General features: G+C 30.7%; 18 protein-coding genes and 1 rRNA gene. All 19 read left to right on the forward strand.

Going from position 1 to position 18,742, the window contains the following annotated elements:
- The gene (gene nadD / locus K292_RS0109590; RefSeq protein ID WP_027399667.1) at positions 1–606 is read left to right on the forward strand and encodes a nicotinate-nucleotide adenylyltransferase; all 606 of its coding nucleotides are present in this window, start codon (positions 1–3) and stop codon (positions 604–606) included.
- Positions 584–1,156, forward strand: a complete 573-nt coding sequence (gene yqeK, locus K292_RS0109595) for a bis(5'-nucleosyl)-tetraphosphatase (symmetrical) YqeK (protein ID WP_027399668.1) — start codon at positions 584–586, stop codon at positions 1,154–1,156. Before nadD ends, yqeK begins: the two co-directional genes overlap by 23 nt.
- Positions 1,157–1,159: 3 nt before the next feature.
- Entirely contained in the window at positions 1,160–1,504 is a 345-nt protein-coding gene (gene rsfS, locus K292_RS0109600) for a ribosome silencing factor (protein WP_027399669.1), read from the forward strand.
- A 22-nt stretch (positions 1,505–1,526) separates the two neighbouring features.
- Entirely contained in the window at positions 1,527–3,995 is a 2,469-nt protein-coding gene (gene leuS, locus K292_RS0109605; protein ID WP_408605248.1) for a leucine--tRNA ligase, read from the forward strand.
- Between the two features lie 35 nt (positions 3,996–4,030).
- On the forward strand, positions 4,031–5,710 hold the full coding sequence (locus K292_RS0109610) for a ribonuclease J (protein WP_281168544.1): 1,680 nt from the start codon (positions 4,031–4,033) through the stop codon (positions 5,708–5,710).
- Between the two features lie 2 nt (positions 5,711–5,712).
- Positions 5,713–6,042: a YlbF family regulator gene (locus tag K292_RS16650; RefSeq protein ID WP_037372945.1), complete on the forward strand. Its 330-nt coding sequence runs from the start codon at positions 5,713–5,715 to the stop codon at positions 6,040–6,042.
- On the forward strand, positions 6,035–6,736 hold the full coding sequence (locus tag K292_RS16655; RefSeq protein WP_051280592.1) for a M24 family metallopeptidase: 702 nt from the start codon (positions 6,035–6,037) through the stop codon (positions 6,734–6,736). Before K292_RS16650 ends, K292_RS16655 begins: the two co-directional genes overlap by 8 nt.
- A 62-nt stretch (positions 6,737–6,798) precedes the next feature.
- Positions 6,799–7,359 carry an elongation factor P gene (efp, locus tag K292_RS0109620; RefSeq protein WP_027399672.1) on the forward strand — a complete coding sequence of 187 codons (561 nt, stop codon included), beginning with the start codon at positions 6,799–6,801 and terminating at the stop codon, positions 7,357–7,359.
- A gap of 277 nt (positions 7,360–7,636) precedes the next feature.
- Positions 7,637–8,695 carry an endolytic transglycosylase MltG gene (mltG, locus tag K292_RS0109625; RefSeq protein ID WP_027399673.1) on the forward strand — a complete coding sequence of 353 codons (1,059 nt, stop codon included), beginning with the start codon at positions 7,637–7,639 and terminating at the stop codon, positions 8,693–8,695.
- A gap of 3 nt (positions 8,696–8,698) precedes the next feature.
- Positions 8,699–9,364 (forward strand): O-methyltransferase, encoded by a 666-nt coding sequence (locus tag K292_RS0109630; protein ID WP_027399674.1) that lies wholly within the window; start codon positions 8,699–8,701, stop codon positions 9,362–9,364.
- A gap of 42 nt (positions 9,365–9,406) precedes the next feature.
- Entirely contained in the window at positions 9,407–10,630 is a 1,224-nt protein-coding gene (locus K292_RS0109635; RefSeq protein ID WP_027399675.1) for a peptidase U32 family protein, read from the forward strand.
- Between the two features lie 73 nt (positions 10,631–10,703).
- Positions 10,704–12,077 (forward strand): hemolysin family protein, encoded by a 1,374-nt coding sequence (locus K292_RS16660; RefSeq protein ID WP_051280594.1) that lies wholly within the window; start codon positions 10,704–10,706, stop codon positions 12,075–12,077.
- 186 nt (positions 12,078–12,263) lie between these two features.
- Complete coding sequence (spoIIIAA, locus tag K292_RS0109645; RefSeq protein WP_037372946.1) at positions 12,264–13,172, forward strand: stage III sporulation protein AA; 909 nt, start codon at positions 12,264–12,266, stop codon at positions 13,170–13,172.
- Between the two features lie 44 nt (positions 13,173–13,216).
- Positions 13,217–13,741, forward strand: a complete 525-nt coding sequence (locus tag K292_RS0109650; RefSeq protein ID WP_027399677.1) for a stage III sporulation protein AB — start codon at positions 13,217–13,219, stop codon at positions 13,739–13,741.
- Positions 13,742–14,210: 469 nt separating this feature from the next.
- The gene (locus tag K292_RS17890; protein WP_027399678.1) at positions 14,211–14,828 is read left to right on the forward strand and encodes a TetR/AcrR family transcriptional regulator; all 618 of its coding nucleotides are present in this window, start codon (positions 14,211–14,213) and stop codon (positions 14,826–14,828) included.
- Positions 14,821–15,714: an efflux RND transporter periplasmic adaptor subunit gene (locus tag K292_RS16670; protein WP_051280596.1), complete on the forward strand. Its 894-nt coding sequence runs from the start codon at positions 14,821–14,823 to the stop codon at positions 15,712–15,714. The genes K292_RS17890 and K292_RS16670 overlap by 8 nt, the downstream gene beginning before the upstream one ends.
- A gap of 1 nt (position 15,715) precedes the next feature.
- Entirely contained in the window at positions 15,716–16,366 is a 651-nt protein-coding gene (locus tag K292_RS0109665; protein WP_027399679.1) for an HlyD family secretion protein, read from the forward strand.
- A 12-nt stretch (positions 16,367–16,378) separates the two neighbouring features.
- The gene (locus K292_RS16675; protein WP_037372947.1) at positions 16,379–17,950 is read left to right on the forward strand and encodes a DHA2 family efflux MFS transporter permease subunit; all 1,572 of its coding nucleotides are present in this window, start codon (positions 16,379–16,381) and stop codon (positions 17,948–17,950) included.
- Between the two features lie 692 nt (positions 17,951–18,642).
- Positions 18,643–18,742: ribosomal RNA gene (locus K292_RS0109675) — 16S ribosomal RNA — on the forward strand; the annotation flags it as partial.

Raw genomic sequence — 18,742 nt, forward strand, 5'->3', positions numbered from 1 at the left:
ATGAAAAAAATCGGAATTTTAGGTGGAACATTTGATCCCATTCATTGGGGCCATCTTGTCTTAGCAGAGCATGCCAAAGAAGAAGCAGGATTGGATCAGGTAATTTTTATGCCTGCTATGATACAGCCATTTAAAATTAATAAAAAAGTTACTTCATCTCGTGATAGATATGAAATGATTCGAAGAGCAATAAAAGGAAATAACAGCTTTAAAGTTTCTTCAAAAGAGCTTGATTCTCCTAATATCTCATATACTATAAATACATTGAGATCATGCAGGGATGACTTTGGAATTTCAAGTGAAATATTTTTTATAATGGGTACGGATACATTTTTAGACATTGAAAAATGGTATAAATCTAAAGAACTTTTGACAGAATTTTCTTTTATTGTAGGTTATCGTCCGGGTTATAAAGAAGATGAATTATTAAATTGTATTGAACATATAAGGGAAAAATATAATACTAATATAATACAATTAAATAATAGGAGAATTGAAATTTCATCCACTGATATTAAGGAAAGAGTCAAAAACAGAAAGAGCATACGATATTTAGTTTCAAAAGAAGTTGAGGAGTATATTAATGATTCCAAGTTGTATTTATGATTATATAGAAAATAATATGTCAGAAAAACGCAGGATTCATACTTTTGCTGTGGCAGAGGAAGCTAAAAAACTTGCAAAGCTTTATGGAGAAGATGTTTATAAAGCAGAATTAGCAGCTTTAGTTCATGATTTTTATCGTGGAATTAATGAAGATGTTTTAAATGCATATGTAAGTGAATTTAATTTAGATTCATATTATTTGGGAAATGCGAATTTAGCACATGGGAAGATAGCAGCAAATATTATAAAACGTGATTATAATATTGAAGACCAGGATATTATAAATGCAGTTAGCTATCATACAACAGGAAGAGACGGAATGTCTACATTAGAAAAAATCATTTATATTGCTGACGCTATTGAACCAAATCGATCATATCCTGGTATAGAAGAACTTAGGGAATTAGCTTATATTGATTTAGATAAGGCTTGTTTAATGTCATTAAAACATGTTGCTGATTATGTTCAAAGTCAAGAATTATATTTAGATTTGGATACAGTTAGAGCTATTGATTTTATAAAAAAAGAATTACAAGAAAGGGGAAAATGATAAATGATAAATAAAGATATCGCTTTAAAAGCAGCAGCAGTGCTTACAGAAAAAAAAGCAATTGATATTGTTGTAATTGATATAACAAAGCAGTCTTCCTTTGCAGATTATTTTGTAATTGCATCAGGTAGTTCTGAAAGGCAGATTGGAACCTTAAAAGAAGAAGTAGAAGAACAACTTGCAAAAGAAGGTATTTTTATAAAAAGTATTGAAGGTCAAAAGAATTCGGGATGGATTTTAATGGATTTTGGTGATGTGATTGTTAATATCTTTTCTGCAGAGCAACGTGACAGATATAATATTGAAAAAATATGGAGCGACTGTGAGTTCATTGATTTAGGAGTTTAAGTAGAATTGGAGGTAGAAGATGATAGAACGCTATAATTTCAACGAAATTGAAAAAAAATGGCAAAAATATTGGGAAGACAATAAATTATTTAAAACAGATGATGATGAAACAAAGAAAAAGTACTATCTTCTGGAAATGTTTCCATATCCGTCTGGGAAATTACACATGGGACATGTTAGAAACTATTCAATAGGTGATGTTGCCACAAGATATTTAAAAATGAACGGGTATAATGTATTGCATCCAATGGGATGGGATTCTTTTGGATTACCAGCGGAAAATGCCGCTATAAAGCATGGTATTCATCCTAATATTTGGACTTGGGATAATATTAAAGAAATGAGAGATCAATTAAAAGAATTGGGTCTTTCATATGATTGGGAAAGAGAAGTTGCAACATGCCATCCTGATTATTATAAATGGATGCAATGGATTTTTATTCAATTTTTTAATAAAGGTCTTGCTTATAAGAAAAAAAATCCTGTAAATTGGTGTCCTTCTTGTCAGACTGTACTTGCCAATGAACAGGTTGTAGATGGCATCTGTGAGAGATGTAAATCTCCTGTTGGCAAAAAAGATCTTGAACAATGGTATTTAAAAATTACTGATTATGCGGACAGGCTTTTAACTGATATTGATAAGCTGGAAGGTTGGCCTAATAAAGTAAAATTAATGCAAAAAAATTGGATAGGTAAAAGTGTAGGTGGTGAAGTAGATTTTGAAATTGAGGGATTTGATAAAAATCTCACTGTTTTTACTACAAGGCCTGATACATTATTTGGTGTTACCTATATGGTATTGGCACCTGAACATCCTTATGTGGAAGAATTAACTTTAAATACTGAATACGAAAATAAAGTAAAAGATTTTATGAATAAATTACAGTATTTAAATGATATTGACAGAAGTGCAACTAATTTAGAAAAAGAAGGACTATTTATTGGTAAATATGCAATAAATCCTTTAAATGGGAAAAAAGTTCCTATCTATATTGCAAATTATGTACTTATGGATTATGGTACAGGGGCTGTTATGGCTGTACCTGCCCATGATCAGAGAGACTTTGATTTTGCAATAAAATATGGCATTGAAGTTATCCCTGTAATTGATCCCGGTAATCCTGAGATAGACATAAATAATTTAAAAGAAGCTTTTGTCGCAGAAGGAACAATGATAAACTCAGACCAATTTAATGGAATGAATAATAAAGAAGCTATTATTAAAATAGTTGAATTTTTGGAAGAAAAGAAAATAGGCAAAAAATCTATTAATTTTAGATTAAGAGATTGGCTGATATCCAGACAGAGATATTGGGGTACACCAATTCCTATGATTTATTGCGAAGATTGTGGATGGGTTCCTGAGAAGGAAGAAAATCTTCCAGTTATGCTTCCTACGGATGTTGTATTCAGTGGAAAAGGAGAGTCTCCTCTTACTACAAGTAAGACTTTCCAAGATACTGTATGTCCAAAATGTGGTAAAAAGGCAAAAAGAGAAACAGATACAATGGACACATTCCTTGATTCATCTTGGTATTTCTTAAGATATACTGATGCAAAAAATAGTGAAGAAATTTTTGATAAGGATAAGGCTAAATATTGGATGCCGGTAGATCAATATATAGGTGGTGTAGAACATGCAATTTTACATTTGCTTTATGCTAGATTTTTTACTAAATTCTTATATGATATAGGATTTGCTCCAACAGATGAACCATTCAAGAATCTACTTACTCAGGGCATGGTTCTAAAAGATGGTAAGAAAATGTCTAAATCAGTTGGTAATGTAGTAAGCCCTGAGGAGATTATTAATAAATATGGTGCAGATACTGCACGTTTATTTATCCTTTTTGCTTCTCCGCCTGAAAAGGAATTAGAATGGTCTGATGCAGGAGTTGAAGGGAGTTTTCGTTTTATAAATAGAGTTCACCGTTTAGTCTTTGAATTAACAGATATTATTACAAACGTACAAAACAATTATATACTTGAAAGTACAGATGATAAAAAACTTGCTTATGTAATGAATACAACTATAAAAAAAGTCTCAGAAGATGTAGGCGGAAGATTTAATTTTAATACTGCAATAAGTTCAATTATGGAATTTGTAAATGAATTATATAGATATAAAGAGTTAGAAGATATTAATTTAGGATTATTAAAAGACAGCGTGGAAAAATTAATTTTAATTTTATCACCGTTTACTCCTCATATTTGTGAAGAAATGTGGCAGCATATAGGACATAAGGAATCTGTTTATAAGGTGTCTTGGCCAGACTATGATGAAGGGGCCCTTGTAAAGGATACTGTTGAAATTGTAATTCAAATTAATGGTAAAGTAAAAGAAAGAATTGAAATTGCAAACGGACTTAATAAAGATGAATTTACAGATATTGCAATGAATAATGATAAAGTTAAAGCATTAATAAAAGATAAAAAGATCGTAAAAATAATTGCTGTACCTAATAAATTATTAAACTTAGTAATTAAATAGTTCGGAAAAAAATAATGAAGGAAGGAAATTAAAATTTGAAAATTTTGGAAAACAATAAAGGAGGCGGACCAGTTAAAGTAATTCCAATAGGTGGTTTGAACGAAATAGGAAAAAACATGACCCTTTTGGAATATAATGATGAAATTATGATCATTGACTGTGGCTTGTCCTTTCCTGAAGATGAAATGTACGGAATAGATATCGTTATACCAGATTTTAGTTATTTAATAAAAAATAAAGAAAAAATAAAAGGTATGATACTGACACATGGGCATGAAGATCATATTGGTGCTATTCCATATCTTTTGAAACAATTGAATGTACCTATTTATGGCACAAGATTAACCTTAGGATTAGTAGGATATAAACTTAAAGAACATGGTCTTCAAGGTAATTTAAATACTATAAAAGCAGGCCAATCGGTAAAAATAGGAGTTTTTAATATACAAACAATTAGAACAACTCATTCTATTGCCGATTCTATTGCACTTGCAATTAATACCCCTGCAGGTGTGATATTTCATACGGGAGATTTTAAAATTGATTATACTCCCGTAGATGGTGAGCCTATAGACTTTCATAAACTTGCAGAGATAGGGAAAAAAGGCGTTTTATTAATGCTTGCAGATAGTACAAATGCTGAAAGGAAAGGTTACACGGCATCGGAAAGAACTGTAGGAGTAGCGCTTGAGAATATTTTCAGAGGCTCAGAAGCTAGAATTTTAATTGCTACATTTTCATCCAATGTGCATAGAGTTCAAAGAATAATAAATACTGCTGTTATGTTTGGAAGAAAAGTTGCCATATCAGGAAGAAGCATGGTTAATGTAGTAAATTTGGCTATAGAGTTAGGTTATCTTAAAATCCCTGCAAATGTAATTGTAGATATAAATAAAACAAAAAATATACCTGATAAAGAACTTGTTATTATAACTACAGGAAGCCAAGGTGAGCCTATGTCAGCATTATCCAGAATGGCGTCTGCAGATCATAAAGCAGTTCAAATAAAAAAAGGTGATATGGTGATCTTATCATCAAGCCCTGTTCCAGGTAATGAAAAGACTGTATCAAATATTGTAAATAAATTATTTGAAAAAGGTGCAGATGTTATATATTCGGATATTGCAGATATACATGTATCTGGACATGCATGTGCTGAAGAATTAAAGCTTATTCATTCTTTAATAAAGCCAAAGTTTTTTATGCCTGTACATGGAGAATACAGACATTTGAGACAACATGCTTTAATAGCTGAAGATTTAGGTATGAGAAAAAATAGGATATTTATTTTAGATAATGGACAGATATTAAATTTAAAGAGGAATAGTGTTGTAAAGGCAAAAGAAGCAGTTTCATCCAATGCTGTTTTAGTTGATGGATTAGGCGTTGGAGATGTAGGAAATATTGTATTGAGAGACAGAAAATTATTATCTGAATCAGGCCTTATTATAGTTGTCGCAACAATTGAAAAAGCTTCAGGAATGATCTGTTCAGGACCTGATATAATATCCAGAGGTTTTGTTTATGTAAGAGAAAATGAAGACTTAATTGAATCTGCAAGAGAAGTTGTGAGTATTAGGCTAGATAAATGTTACGTTGAAGGAATAAGAGATTGGACTGCATTAAAAAATGCAGTTAGAGAAGAATTAAAAAACTTTATTTATGAAAAAACTAAAAGAAATCCGGTAATTCTACCAATATTTATGGAGGTATAATAATGAATGTTCATGACGAGGCTCGTAATTTAGCAAAAGTATTAAAAGAATCAGAGGAATATAAAAGCTATAAAGAATTAAAAGAAACTGCATCAAAAAATCCTGAGCTTGTGGAGATGTTGAATGATTTTCAGGCGAAGCAATTTGAAATTCAATCAAAACAGATGATAGGTGAAGAAATTAGTGAAGACATGAAAGGTCAAATGCAATCACTTTATGAAATTATTATGAAAGATCCTCTTGCTGCACAATATATGCAAGCAGAAATGAGATTTTCTATGCTTATTAATGACATATATACAATTTTAGGAGAAGTGATTAAAGTTGAATAAGAGTAATATGGTTAAAACAGAAAAAGAAATTGAAAGTATTTCCAAAGCAGCGGAAATAGGTGATGCCTGTTTTGAACATATATTGGAATTTATTAAGATAGGAATGACAGAAAAAGCTGTTGCTGATGAAATAGAAAGATTTTTATTTTCCCATGGTGCAACAGGACTTGCTTTTGATACCATTTGTGTTTCTGGTGAGAGGACAAATTTACCCCATGGTGAGCCTAGTGATAAGATCATAGAATTTGGCGATTTCGTGACTATGGATTTAGGAGCGATCGTTGATGGATATTGTGGAGATATGACAAGAACTATTGCTATGGGCTCTGTAACAGAAGAACAAAAGAAAGTTTATGAAGTAGTTTTAAAGGCACAAACGGAAGCTTGTAAGGCTATTAAATCCGGTGTTAAATGCTTTGATGTAGATAAAGTTGCCAGAGATATAATTACAGAAGCTGGCTTTGGAGATTATTTTATTCATGGATTAGGTCATGGAGTTGGAACTTTAGTGCATGAATCACCTACTTTAAATTCAAAAAGTGATGAAATTTTAGCAGAAAATATGGTTGTTACTATTGAGCCAGGAATTTATATTCCTAATAAATTTGGTGTTCGTATTGAGGACTTGGCAATTGTGACAAGTTTTGGTATAATAAACAAGGTTAAGTCGAAAAAAGAGCTAATTATTCTTTAAGTAGTTTTTAGAGAAAAAAATAATGAAAGAAATTCTTGAAAAAAGAAATGGAGAGATAATAAATGATTTATGCAAGTGATTTTAGAAAAGGTGTAACATTTGATATTAATGGTGAACCACATATAATTTTGGATTTTCAGCACGTTAAGCCAGGTAAGGGTGCAGCATTTGTAAGAACTAAATATAAGAATATATTAACAGGAGCTACTAGAGAAGAAGCTTTTAATCCTAATGATAAATTCCCAAAAGCACATATTGAAACAAAAGTAATGCAATACTTATATAATGATGGTGAACTTTACTATTTCATGGATCAGGAGACTTTTGATCAAGTTCCGTTAATGGAAGATCAGGTTGAAGAAGCTATGAAATTTTTAAGAGAAAATGATATGGCTACAATTAAGTTCTATAAAGGAAGTGCATTTTTAGTTGAAGCTCCTAATTTTGTAAACTTAAAGGTTATAGAAACAGAACCAGGTGTTAAAGGAGATACAGCTACAAATGTTACAAAAGCAGCAACTGTTGAAACTGGTGCAGTAATTCAAGTACCGATTTTTATAGAAGAAGGCGAAGTAATTCAGATTGATACTAGAACCGGTGAGTATTTATCAAGAGCAAAATAATGTAAATAGCAGGGTATTTGCTTTTTTAAAATACTCTGCTATTTTTTAATATGCAGATTTATTAAAAAATGATGTAATATAAAAAATCTCTTGATTATAGAACTTTATTTAAAGTTTATTTTAGGTGATTTTTTTAATATAGAGTAAATATCAAAAAGTACATAAAAAATTAATGAAAAATTTTATAAATATGTTAATATATACAAATGAAAAGCATTATTTTTATTAGTTGATTTATTAATTATATAAATAGTATAAGTAAATTAGAGGAAGTAATATGGGAAAAAAGAGAAAATCCAAAGGTGGTAGAAGTTTTGTAAAATTTATATTAACGGTAGCAATATTAATTTTAATTGGTTTTATTGCTTTTACTGTTTATTTAAATACTGAGTCAAAAGCTTTAAATCCAGGTAATAATAAAGCTGTAAATATTGTGATACCTTCAGGATCGGGGACTGAAGATATAGCAAATATCTTAGAAGAAAATAAAATTATTGATAATGTTACAGTTTTTAAATTACAGTCAAAAACAAAAGGTTATGAGGGGCGGTATAAGGCAGGAGAATATGTTTTATCCTCGAATATGTCTATGATAGAAATTATGGATTCTTTAGTAAAAGGCAATACTAATACGATGAGATTTACCATACCGGAAGGTTATACTCTTAACGATATAGAAAATAGGCTTGCTGAAAAAGGAATGATTAATAATGAAACCTTTAAAAATGAAATAGAAACAGGTATTTTTGATTATAAATTTTTAAAAGATGCTCCTGTGGGTGAAAATCGCTTAGAAGGATATTTGTATCCTGAAACATATGATGTTTTTACCTCAGCTACAGAGCATGATATTATTGATAGAATGTTAAAACAATTTGATAGCTTGTTTACAGAAGAATATTACAATAGAGCAGAGGAAATAGGCCTTAATATTAATGAAGTGATTACTATTGCATCATTGATAGAAAGAGAGACTAGAGTTACTGGAGAAAAAGAAATTATTTCCAGTGTAATAAAAAATAGATTAGAGATTGGTATGCCTCTGCAAATAGATGCAACAGTACAATATGCATTAGGTGAACACAAAGAAAGATTAACTTATGCTGATTTGAAAGTTGAATCTCCTTATAATACATATAAAATAAATGGAATTCCGCCGGGACCAATTTGTTGTCCAAGCATCGATTCCATAAAAGCTGCTTTATATCCTGCAGATACTGATTATCTTTATTATGTTTTAAAACCATCTCTTGATGGTACACATGCATTTTCAAATAATTATAATCAATTTTTAAAAGATAAAGATGACTATATAAAAAATGCATTTAAGGAGTAAAAAATGTATATCACAATACCACAAGTAACAGAATACTTAAATGGATTATATAAGCCGTTAAATGAGGATTTAAGAATACTTAGAGAATATGCTGAAGATAAACATATACCTATTATTTTAAAAGATGCCGAAGAATTAATTTTAAATTATATACGTTTAAAAAAACCAAAGAGAATATTGGAAGTTGGTACTGCAATTGGATACTCTGCTTTATGTTTTGCAACTGTAGATAGTAATGTTCAAGTTACTACTTTAGAAATTAAAGAAGATATGTATAAGTCTGCGAAGGAAAATATTAAAAAATTTAACTTTGAAGATAGAATAGATGTAATCTTTGGAGATGCAAAAATGAGTTTAACGGAATTATTTTCGGATTATGAAAAAGGTAAAATTCAGCCGTATGATATGGTTTTTATTGATGCAGCAAAAGGACAATATAAGGTGTTTTGGGATGAATGTATAAAAATGCTTAATAATGAAGCTGTTATTATTTCTGATAATGTATTATATAAAGCTATTACAGCATCAGAAGAATTTCTCTCTACAAGAAGAAATGGAACTATTATGAGAAGAATGCGTGCATTTTTAACTCATATTACAAATTTAGATAATGTAACAACAGCAGTATTGCCTGTTGGAGATGGGTTAGCTATAAGTCAATTTAAATAAACTGGCAGATTAACCGTAAAATTATTATGTTAAGAGGTAAAAATGAATAAAGTTGAACTTTTGGCTCCGGCAGGAGATTTAGAAAAATTAAAAATTGCTATTGATTATGGTGCAGATGCTGTATATTTTGCAGGAGAAATGTTCGGACTTCGTGCTAGCGCAAGGAACTTTGGCATTGAAGATATAAAAGAAGGTGTTGATTATGCACATTCAAAGGGTAAAAAGGCTCATTTGGCACTAAATATTTTTGCACATAATGAAGATATTGAACAATTGCAATCATATTTGAATAAAATTAAAAATATACCTATTGATGCTTTTATTGTATCTGATCCGGGTATAATAATGATGCTTAAAGAAATGATTCCAAATGCGGAGCTTCATATGAGTACTCAAGCTAATACCACCAATTATAAGACAGCAGATTTTTGGTATAAACAAGGTGTAAAGAGAATTGTTTTGGCACGGGAACTTACATTCAAAGAAATTAAATATCTTAGGGAAAAATTACCTGAGGATTTAGAGCTTGAAGCTTTTATTCAAGGTGCTATGTGTATTTCGTATTCAGGAAGATGTCTTTTAAGTAATTTTATGACAGAAAGGGATGCTAATAGAGGTCAATGTTCTCACCCATGCAGATGGCAATATAAATTGGTTGAAGAGCAAAGACCCGGAGAGTATTTTCCAATAGAAGAAGATGAAAGAGGTACTTATATTTTAAATTCAAGGGACTTGTGTATGATAGAACACATTCCTGATATTATTGAGTCCGGACTTGCTTCAGCTAAAATTGAAGGCCGAATGAAGAGTGTTTTTTATGTAGCTACTATTGTTAGTGTATATAGAAAAGCTATTGATACCTATTATGCTAATCCAAAAGGTTATGTTTTTAATCCGGATTGGCTTGCTGAATTAAAAAAAGTTAGCCATAGAGAATTTACAACAGGATTTTATTATAATAAACCGACAAATAAGGATCAGAACTATCAAACAAGTGCATATAATAGAGAGTATACCTTTGTTGGCATTGTTAAAGATTATGACAAAAATACAGGAATGGCAACAGTAGAACAACGAAATAAAATCTGTTTGGGAGATCAAATCGAAGTTTTTGGACCATATACTGATTATTTTTCACAAAAAATAGAAATACTCTTAAATGAAGAAAATAATCCAATAGATTCGGCGCCTCATGCACAACAAATAGTAAAAATTAAAATGAAAAAGTCCGTTTCTGAAAAATTTATGTTACGAAAACATAAATAGATGGTATAATATATAAATTAAATGGGATAATGTCCCAAATGCTCTTTTAAAATCTAAGGAGGAACAAAATAAAATGCCTACAACACCTGACCCCAGTATGGGATTGGTATTACAATTATTATTTTTAGCAGTACTTATTTTAATTAATGCATTTTTTGCCTCAGCAGAGATGGCTATAGTCTCAGCAAATAAGAATAAGCTGAAAGTTATGATGCAGGAGGGAAACAAGAAAGCAAAGCTATTATTAGATTTGTTAGATACACCTAATAAATTTTTATCTACAATCCAAGTAGCTATAACTTTGGCAGGGTTTTTAGCAAGTGCATCAGCAGCTACTTCTATCGGGGGACTTATTGGTAAATATTTAACTGAATTTGGTATCCCTTATGGTACACAGGCAGCAATAGTAATTGTTACAGTTATATTATCTTATATAACTCTTGTTTTTGGTGAATTATATCCAAAGAGAATTGCACTTCAGCATTCTGAAAAATTAGCTTTAATTTCTGTAAAGCCTATAATTTTAATTTCCAAACTTACAGCACCTTTCGTAGCATTATTATCTGTTTCAGTTTCATTTTTAATGAAAGTAACTGGACAGACTGAAGAGTCAAATACTGAGGAATACGATGAAGATGAGATTAAGTCAATATTAGAAGTAGGGCAAGAAACAGGTTTAATTAAAGAAGCCGGCAAAGAAATGATAAAGAGTATCTTCGAATTTGATGATAAGTTAGCTTATGAAGTTATGACACCGCGAACGGACGTTTATATGATTAATATAAACGAAAAAGTGGAAGATTATATTGATGAATTATTGGAAAAAAGATATTCTAGGATTCCTGTATATGAAAAAGACAGTGATAATGTAATTGGAATCATATATATGAAAGATTTTATAATACAAGCAAGAAAACTTGGGTTTGAAAATGTTGATATTAGAAATCTTCTAAGAAAGCCATATTTAGTACCTGAGAGTAAAAATATAGATGATTTATTCAGAGAGATGCAGGCATCGAAAGTCCATATAGCTATTCTCATAGATGAATATGGTGGCATGGCAGGAATTGTAACTATAGAAGATTTAATAGAAGAAGTAATGGGTAATATTGATGATGAATATGACGATTATGAGGCTAAGCTTGAAAAAATAGATGAGAATACTTACTTAATTGACGGAGCATATTATCTTGATGACTTAAATGAAGAATTAAATCTTAACCTTGAATCTGAAGAACATGAAACAATAGGTGGCCTTATAATTGATATTTTAGGTGAAATTCCAGAAGAAAATGAACCTGAAGAGAGAATTATAGAACTAAAAAATTGTGTTATTAAAATTGAATCAGTAAAAGACCGGAGAATAGAAAAAGTTAAGCTTTATATTATACCGATAAAAGAAGAAGAACTTGAGGAAGAACTAGAAGAAGCGCAGGCTAAAGAATAAAAAGATCAATAATTATTAAAAACTATAATACTTTATATTTAATTATATGCATTTCTAGAATTTTATGGCTAGTTTATGTTTGAAATTTAATATAAAGTATTTTTTTATTTGTCATAAAATCTTGTCCAAACCATATTATTTATTATCAATACATTTTAAAGCTAAATAAAGAGGATGAGGTATTACATGGATAACTTAAATAATATTTTAATGAAATTACCAGGTGAAGTAGGAGGTCAAATAAGAAGCCTTTCCAATGATGTACTGCAAAATTTAGAAGAAATACGAATAAAAATAGGAAGTGACATTAAAATTTTTTCTGAAGGCAAGGAATATGAATTAAAAAGCCAAAGTGGCTTAAAAATTAATAAGGAATTAATTAATAAAATTTTTAATAATATTTTAAATCATTCTGCATATGCATACCAAGAAGAATTGTCAAATGGATATATTACAATAGAAGGAGGACATAGAGTAGGCGTTTGCGGGCGTACTGTAGTTGAAAATGGAAAAATAAAAACTATTAAAGATATTTCTTCTTTAAATATCCGCAGAAGCAGAGAAATAATAGGTGTTTCAGATCCTTGTATGAAATTTTTAGTTAAAAATAAAAATCAAATTTATAATACAGTTATTGTATCTCCACCGAAATGCGGAAAGACAACATTATTACGAGATTTAATAAGAAATTTAAGTAACATGGGATTTAAAGTTGGAGTATGCGATGAACGTTCTGAAATATCAGGTATGTATAATGGGTATTCTAATTATGATTTAGGTACAAGAACTGACGTATTAGATGGATGCCCCAAAGATCAAGGAATGCTTATGCTTATACGCTCAATGTCTCCTGACATTATAGTAACTGATGAAATTGGTAAAAAGCAAGATATAAATGCTATTGAAGCCAGTGTTTGTGCAGGTATAAGCCTTTTAACAACAATTCATGGCAATAATTATGAAGATATATTAGCATCAGGGATAGGTGATCTTGTAAAAAGAGGAGTATTTCAAAGATTTATATATTTATCAAATGTTCCCGCAGTAGGTTCGATTTCTAGTGTAAGGGATTTTAGAAATAATGTTATTATATAAAAAGTTACGTATAAGAAAAATCATATAGAGGGGGGATATTATAATTGTTTTATATAAAGATGATTTTATGCTTATTAATTATTATAATAGGTGTTGTTTCTGGTCAATTAAAAGCAAAATCTTATGAAAATAGGCTTACACATTTGCAATCGTTAATTTCCACTCTTAAGATATTACAATCAGAAATGAAGTATAAACTTGATCCTCTTCCAATAGTATTTGAGCGAATTGGTAAGACAGATGAAGGATTATCTTATAAATTATTAGCTAAAACTTGTGAAATATTAAAATCTGATTCATCTTTTGATTTTTCAAGCTGTTGGCAAGAAGCGGTAGATTATGTTTATAAGGATAGTTCTTTAACTAAAAAAGATTTACAGATCATATCAGATATTGGATATGACTTAGGTAAAACAGATATGGAAGGTCAAAGTAGTTTATTTACAAGAGCATTTACTTTGCTAGAGATTCAAGTGGGTGAAGCAAACCAGGAAAAAGTAACAAAAGGTCGTATGTATAAAAGTTTAGGTGCTGCGGTTGGATTTTTGATAGTAATAATATTTGTTTAACTTTCTTAATTGTTAATCCAATTGTAATTCCTTCGAATCAAGATCGAGTTATAAATCATAAATTAAATATATTTAAAGCTGGTTATATTCTGGCTTACAAAAAGATTGGTGATGAACCAGTCTTTTCGTTTACGTTAATCTTGATTTCATATATCTTAGTAATATATTAGTAATCAAATTGGCAAATTGGTGTAAATCAATAAAAAAACTTCCTAAATCTATCTCTTAAATTTGAGTGTATAGTTTTTTAAATTGCATCAATATTATATTTCAATAACTGAGATAAAAGATCTTGGTGTTCTTAATTTCTTAGATTAAAAGTCTAATTATAAAAAATAAATAAAATGCTCATAAATAGTAAGTTGACAGGAATTTATTTTTTTGCTAGTATGTAAGTAAGTACTTACTTACATCAAATCGTTACTGATATAGAAAATTAATTATATACGTATATATATGGAGGTTAATTATGTTACAAAATATTCATCCCACTAAATTTTCAATTCTTCAGGCAGCAGTAGAAGTATTTGGTAAAAAAGGTTTTAATGGAGCAACTACAAAAGAAATTGCAAAAGCTGCTGGTATTTCTGAAGGCACCATTTTTAGACATTTTCAAAATAAAACGGAGATTTTATATGAGGTGGTTAATAGTGTAGTGCCTTTAATTGGTGTTGAACCACTAAAAGAATGCATAGAAGATTGCAATAATCTAGATGGAAGGGAAGCTTTGCAGCATATTATTCAAAACCGCTTTGAAACCATCTCCGCATCAAAAGTCTTTATGCGAATTATTCTTACTGAGATTCAATATGACATAGGATTACGCAATATCTATTTAAAGCGGGGTTACGAACCTATTTGTAAAATTCTAAAGGAATTTTTGTTATGCAGAATGGAGAAAGGAGAATTTAGAAAGATAAATCCTGAGGTTATAATAAATGTTTTTTACTCTTATATACTTTTTTCAATAGAAAGTCAGCATTTATTAGGAGATACCCATAAACAGAAGTTTTTAGAACAGTCTTTATCAAGAGATCTTACTGATTTATTATTTGATGGAATAAAAGGACGTGAAGGAAATGAATAAATTCAGGTGTTGTGTATTACTAATTTTTTTAATGGCATTTTTGCTAAGTGGATGTATATCAATGAGGGAAGAAGCAAAAATGGTTAGTTCTAAGCAAGGATCAGTAGAAGAAAATTTTAAAGATAACTCTAGGAGTGAGGAAAATGAATTGAGTGGACGTGCGGAAGCAGGAGAGAGCGTTAGTGTAGTGAGCAAATCAACGGGTAAGGTAGCAGAAGTTTTAGCAAATATTGGCTCAGAGGTAAAAAAAGGTCAGGTTTTACTTCATTTAGATTCACGGGAGCTTGCTGCAAACGTAGATGCTGCCAAAGCTAATCTGGAAAAAGCAAATGTCGCTTATAAAAAATATGCTTTGGAAAATGAGAAAAGGGCAAGAGAGCTTAAATTAGAAGGTGCTATGAGCATTTCTGATTATGATAATAACTATGCTAGTGTTTTGGAAATGTCTGAAAGTGCAGTTAATCTGGCTCAAGCAAATTTAGACAAAGCGCAAATAGTATACAATGATAGTACTGTTATTGCACCAATGGATGGAACTGTAACGGAAGCAAATGTAGAGATTGGAGAATTAATTAGCGCTCAGACTCAAGCTTTTAAGATTGTAAATCTAGATCAAATTAAAATTGAAATTCTTGTTAATGAAAAAAAAATAAATTCTTTAAAAATAGGTCAAAACTACAAAATTGAACTTTCTGCCATTCCAGAGAAGATATTCAATGGTAAAATTACAGATATTTCAGATGCAATAAATACAGCTTCAAAAGCTTATCCAGTACGAATTACTGTTGAGAATCCTGAACATTTGATAAAGGATGGAATGTTTGCACGGGTATATTTGTCTTCAACAGATGGTGATGAGATGAAAAGCCTAGGAGGTGAGGAATAAAATGAAAAATAAAAAAGTAGTTATTATTCTTAGCTCATTAATTGTAGTATTAACTGCAGTATGGGTTTATTTTGACTATCAGAAAAATCATTATATTGTAACCGAGGATGCCAAGGTTGATGCTACAATTGTTAAAGTAAGTCCTCAGATTAATGGAAAAATTACGGAGCTTACTTTTGAAGAAAATCAGCGCGTAGAAGAGAATGAAATGATAGCCAGACAGTCAGAAGAATTACTTGCTGCGGGTGCAAATATTGAGATGACAGTAATAAGGGCTCCTATCAGCGGTCAAATTATTAAGAAAATGGCAAGTGTTGGTGAAATGGCAAGCCCTTCTAGTCCTATTGCAATGATGGTGAATCCAAATGAACTATACATAACTGCCAATATTGAAGAAGATAAAATTGAATTGGTTAAAGTAGGACAGGAAGTTTATTTTACAGTAGATTCGTTTCCAAAGGTATGGTTTAAAGGAAAAGTTGAATCTATAGGTAGTGCTTCTACCTCTGTCTCTTCCTTATTGTCTACACAGAGCAGTGGGAATTCATTTATCAAAGTTACTCAGCGAATACCGATAAAAATTAGCTTTAGTGAAAAATACGAGGAAAAGCTGCTTCCTGGAATGAATGCAAAGATAAAAATCTATTTGTAGGAGGATATATATATGACTTCATCTATACCGCTGAATGAACAAACTAAAATTCCTGTTCTTCCACTTACAATTGTAGTTATCGGTGCTTTTATGGCCTTTCTTGATAGCAGTATCGTAAATGTTGCTCTCCCACATATGATGTCTGTTTTCGGTGTATCAAGTAGTGATATGCAATGGATTTTGATTGCTTATATGCTTACAACAGGTATTGTTATTCCTACTAGTGCGTTTCTCTGTGAACGATTTGGTCATCGCAGGATTTATATTAGTTCATTGCTCATTTTTACTGTTGGTTCTGCTTTGTGTGGGATTTCATGGAGCCTTAACATTATGATTGCTGCCAGAATTATTCAGGCTATTGGTGGAGGATTGATTATCCCTGTCAGTATGGCGATAGTATATTCCTTAGCACCCCGTGAAAAGATGGGGACAGCTATGGGAATATGGGGGTTAGCTGCCATTATGGGGCCATCAGTGGGACCTACCTTAGGAGGATATTTGTTGGATACCCTGAGTTGGGAATGGATATTCTTTGTCAATTTACCCATAGGATTACTTGCCATTTTGCTTTGTCCATTCTATTTAAAGGAAACAACAATCAATAAGGAAATAAAATTTGATTTGTTAGGAACTCTGCTTATTGCGATTGCTTGTTTTTCATTGTTATTGGCTTTGAGTAAGGGAACAGAATGGGGCTGGAAGTCCCAAAGCATTATTTCTCTTCTTATTATATGCTTATTTACATTAGCGGCATTTGTTGTATGGGAGAGTTCCATATCAAATCCTCTTATTGATATCAGAGTTTTTAAAAACAAAGTCGTTATATCTAGTATATTGTCCATGTCTTTATTAACTATGGCAATGTTAGGTGTCATATTTATTGTTCCTTTATATAGTGAAAATTTGTTAGGTTATTCTCCACTAAAGACAGGCATCATAATGATGCCTATGGCCATGGTTTCGGCATTTCTAATGCCGGTCAGTGGAAAAATATATGATAAGTATGGGGCGTTTTGTATTGGAATCATTGGTGTGATTATTGCAATAATAACTACTTATAACTTGAAAAACTTAAGTCTCAATACGTCTTATAGCAATTTGCAGATTATGCTGGTTGTACGTTCACTGGGATTTGGTCTGGCTTTAATGCCGATATCGAATGCGGCGATGGGTGCAGTACCTAAATCTTTGGCATCCACTGCCTCGGCAGTTGTGAATACTGTTCGCCAAATTGCAAGTTCACTTGGAATCGCAATTATGAATTATGTTATTATGGTTAAGCAAGCTTATCATCAGAATATTTTACAGGATCTTATTAATTATGATTCCTTTCCTGCATGTCAAATGATTAAGCAATTGCAGTCACTTCTGATTTCAACAGGTATTGATAATACATCATCAAAGACTCAGGCGTTGAGTCTTATAAATGTGCTTATTACTCGCCAGGGAGCCATGGATTCAATTATTGATAGTATGATGATCCTAGTTGTTATTTTAATAATAGCAATGCCCTTTGTTTTCTTGCTTACTCCTAAACAAGTGAAGGGGGCGCGTCTCCGTCAACAGAAGCAAATACGTCAATAATATGTTAAGAAATCTAATTAATTTAAAAATACTTCTGATTACAAAGTAACAATTCAGATTATTATTTGACTTTGCTAAAAGTATTAAAATATTAGATATTCTTATTTATATAAATTTTTCAACTAATATTATTGAGTGTTAAAATATCAGGATTTTTCATAATAAAATATATATTTGAAAATAATTTTAATTTTATTGTATAAAACTGTTGACATATGTTGTTTATTTTGATATTCTAAATAAGCTGTTTCGACAAAATATCTTATAAAAAACAAATTTAAAAATAATTTAAAAAAATTGTTGACAAGGATATCGAAACATTGTATACTAAGAAAGTTCGCTAAACACGAACTATGTTAGAAAACAACAGAGCTTCAAAGCTAAGTGTTAAATTATTATTTTAACACGGGATCTTCTAAAACTCGATATATAATTTAGATGATCCATAGAACCTTGAAAACTCCATAGTGTAGAAATTTAGTCAAAGAGGACTTTAAGTAGTTCTCAAAAAAGACTAAAGTACAAACAATCAGCAAAGATTGGTAAGATGAATTCATAAACGAATGAGTCAACGTACAATTTCTTTAAAAAACAATAATTCTAGATTCGTATAACCAAATATGAAGATAGAAAATGAAACGCGATGCGTTTTACTGAACCAGATTTTAAAGCTTCGGCTTTTAAATACAACTTTAATTAAGAGTTTGATCCTGGCTCAGGATGAACGCTGGCGGCGTGCCTAACACATGCAAGTCGAGCGGGAAATCTTAGAACAACACTTCGGTTTAGTGA

This window comes from Anaerovorax odorimutans DSM 5092 (assembly GCF_000426305.1).
Classification (GTDB): domain Bacteria; phylum Bacillota; class Clostridia; order Peptostreptococcales; family Anaerovoracaceae; genus Anaerovorax; species Anaerovorax odorimutans.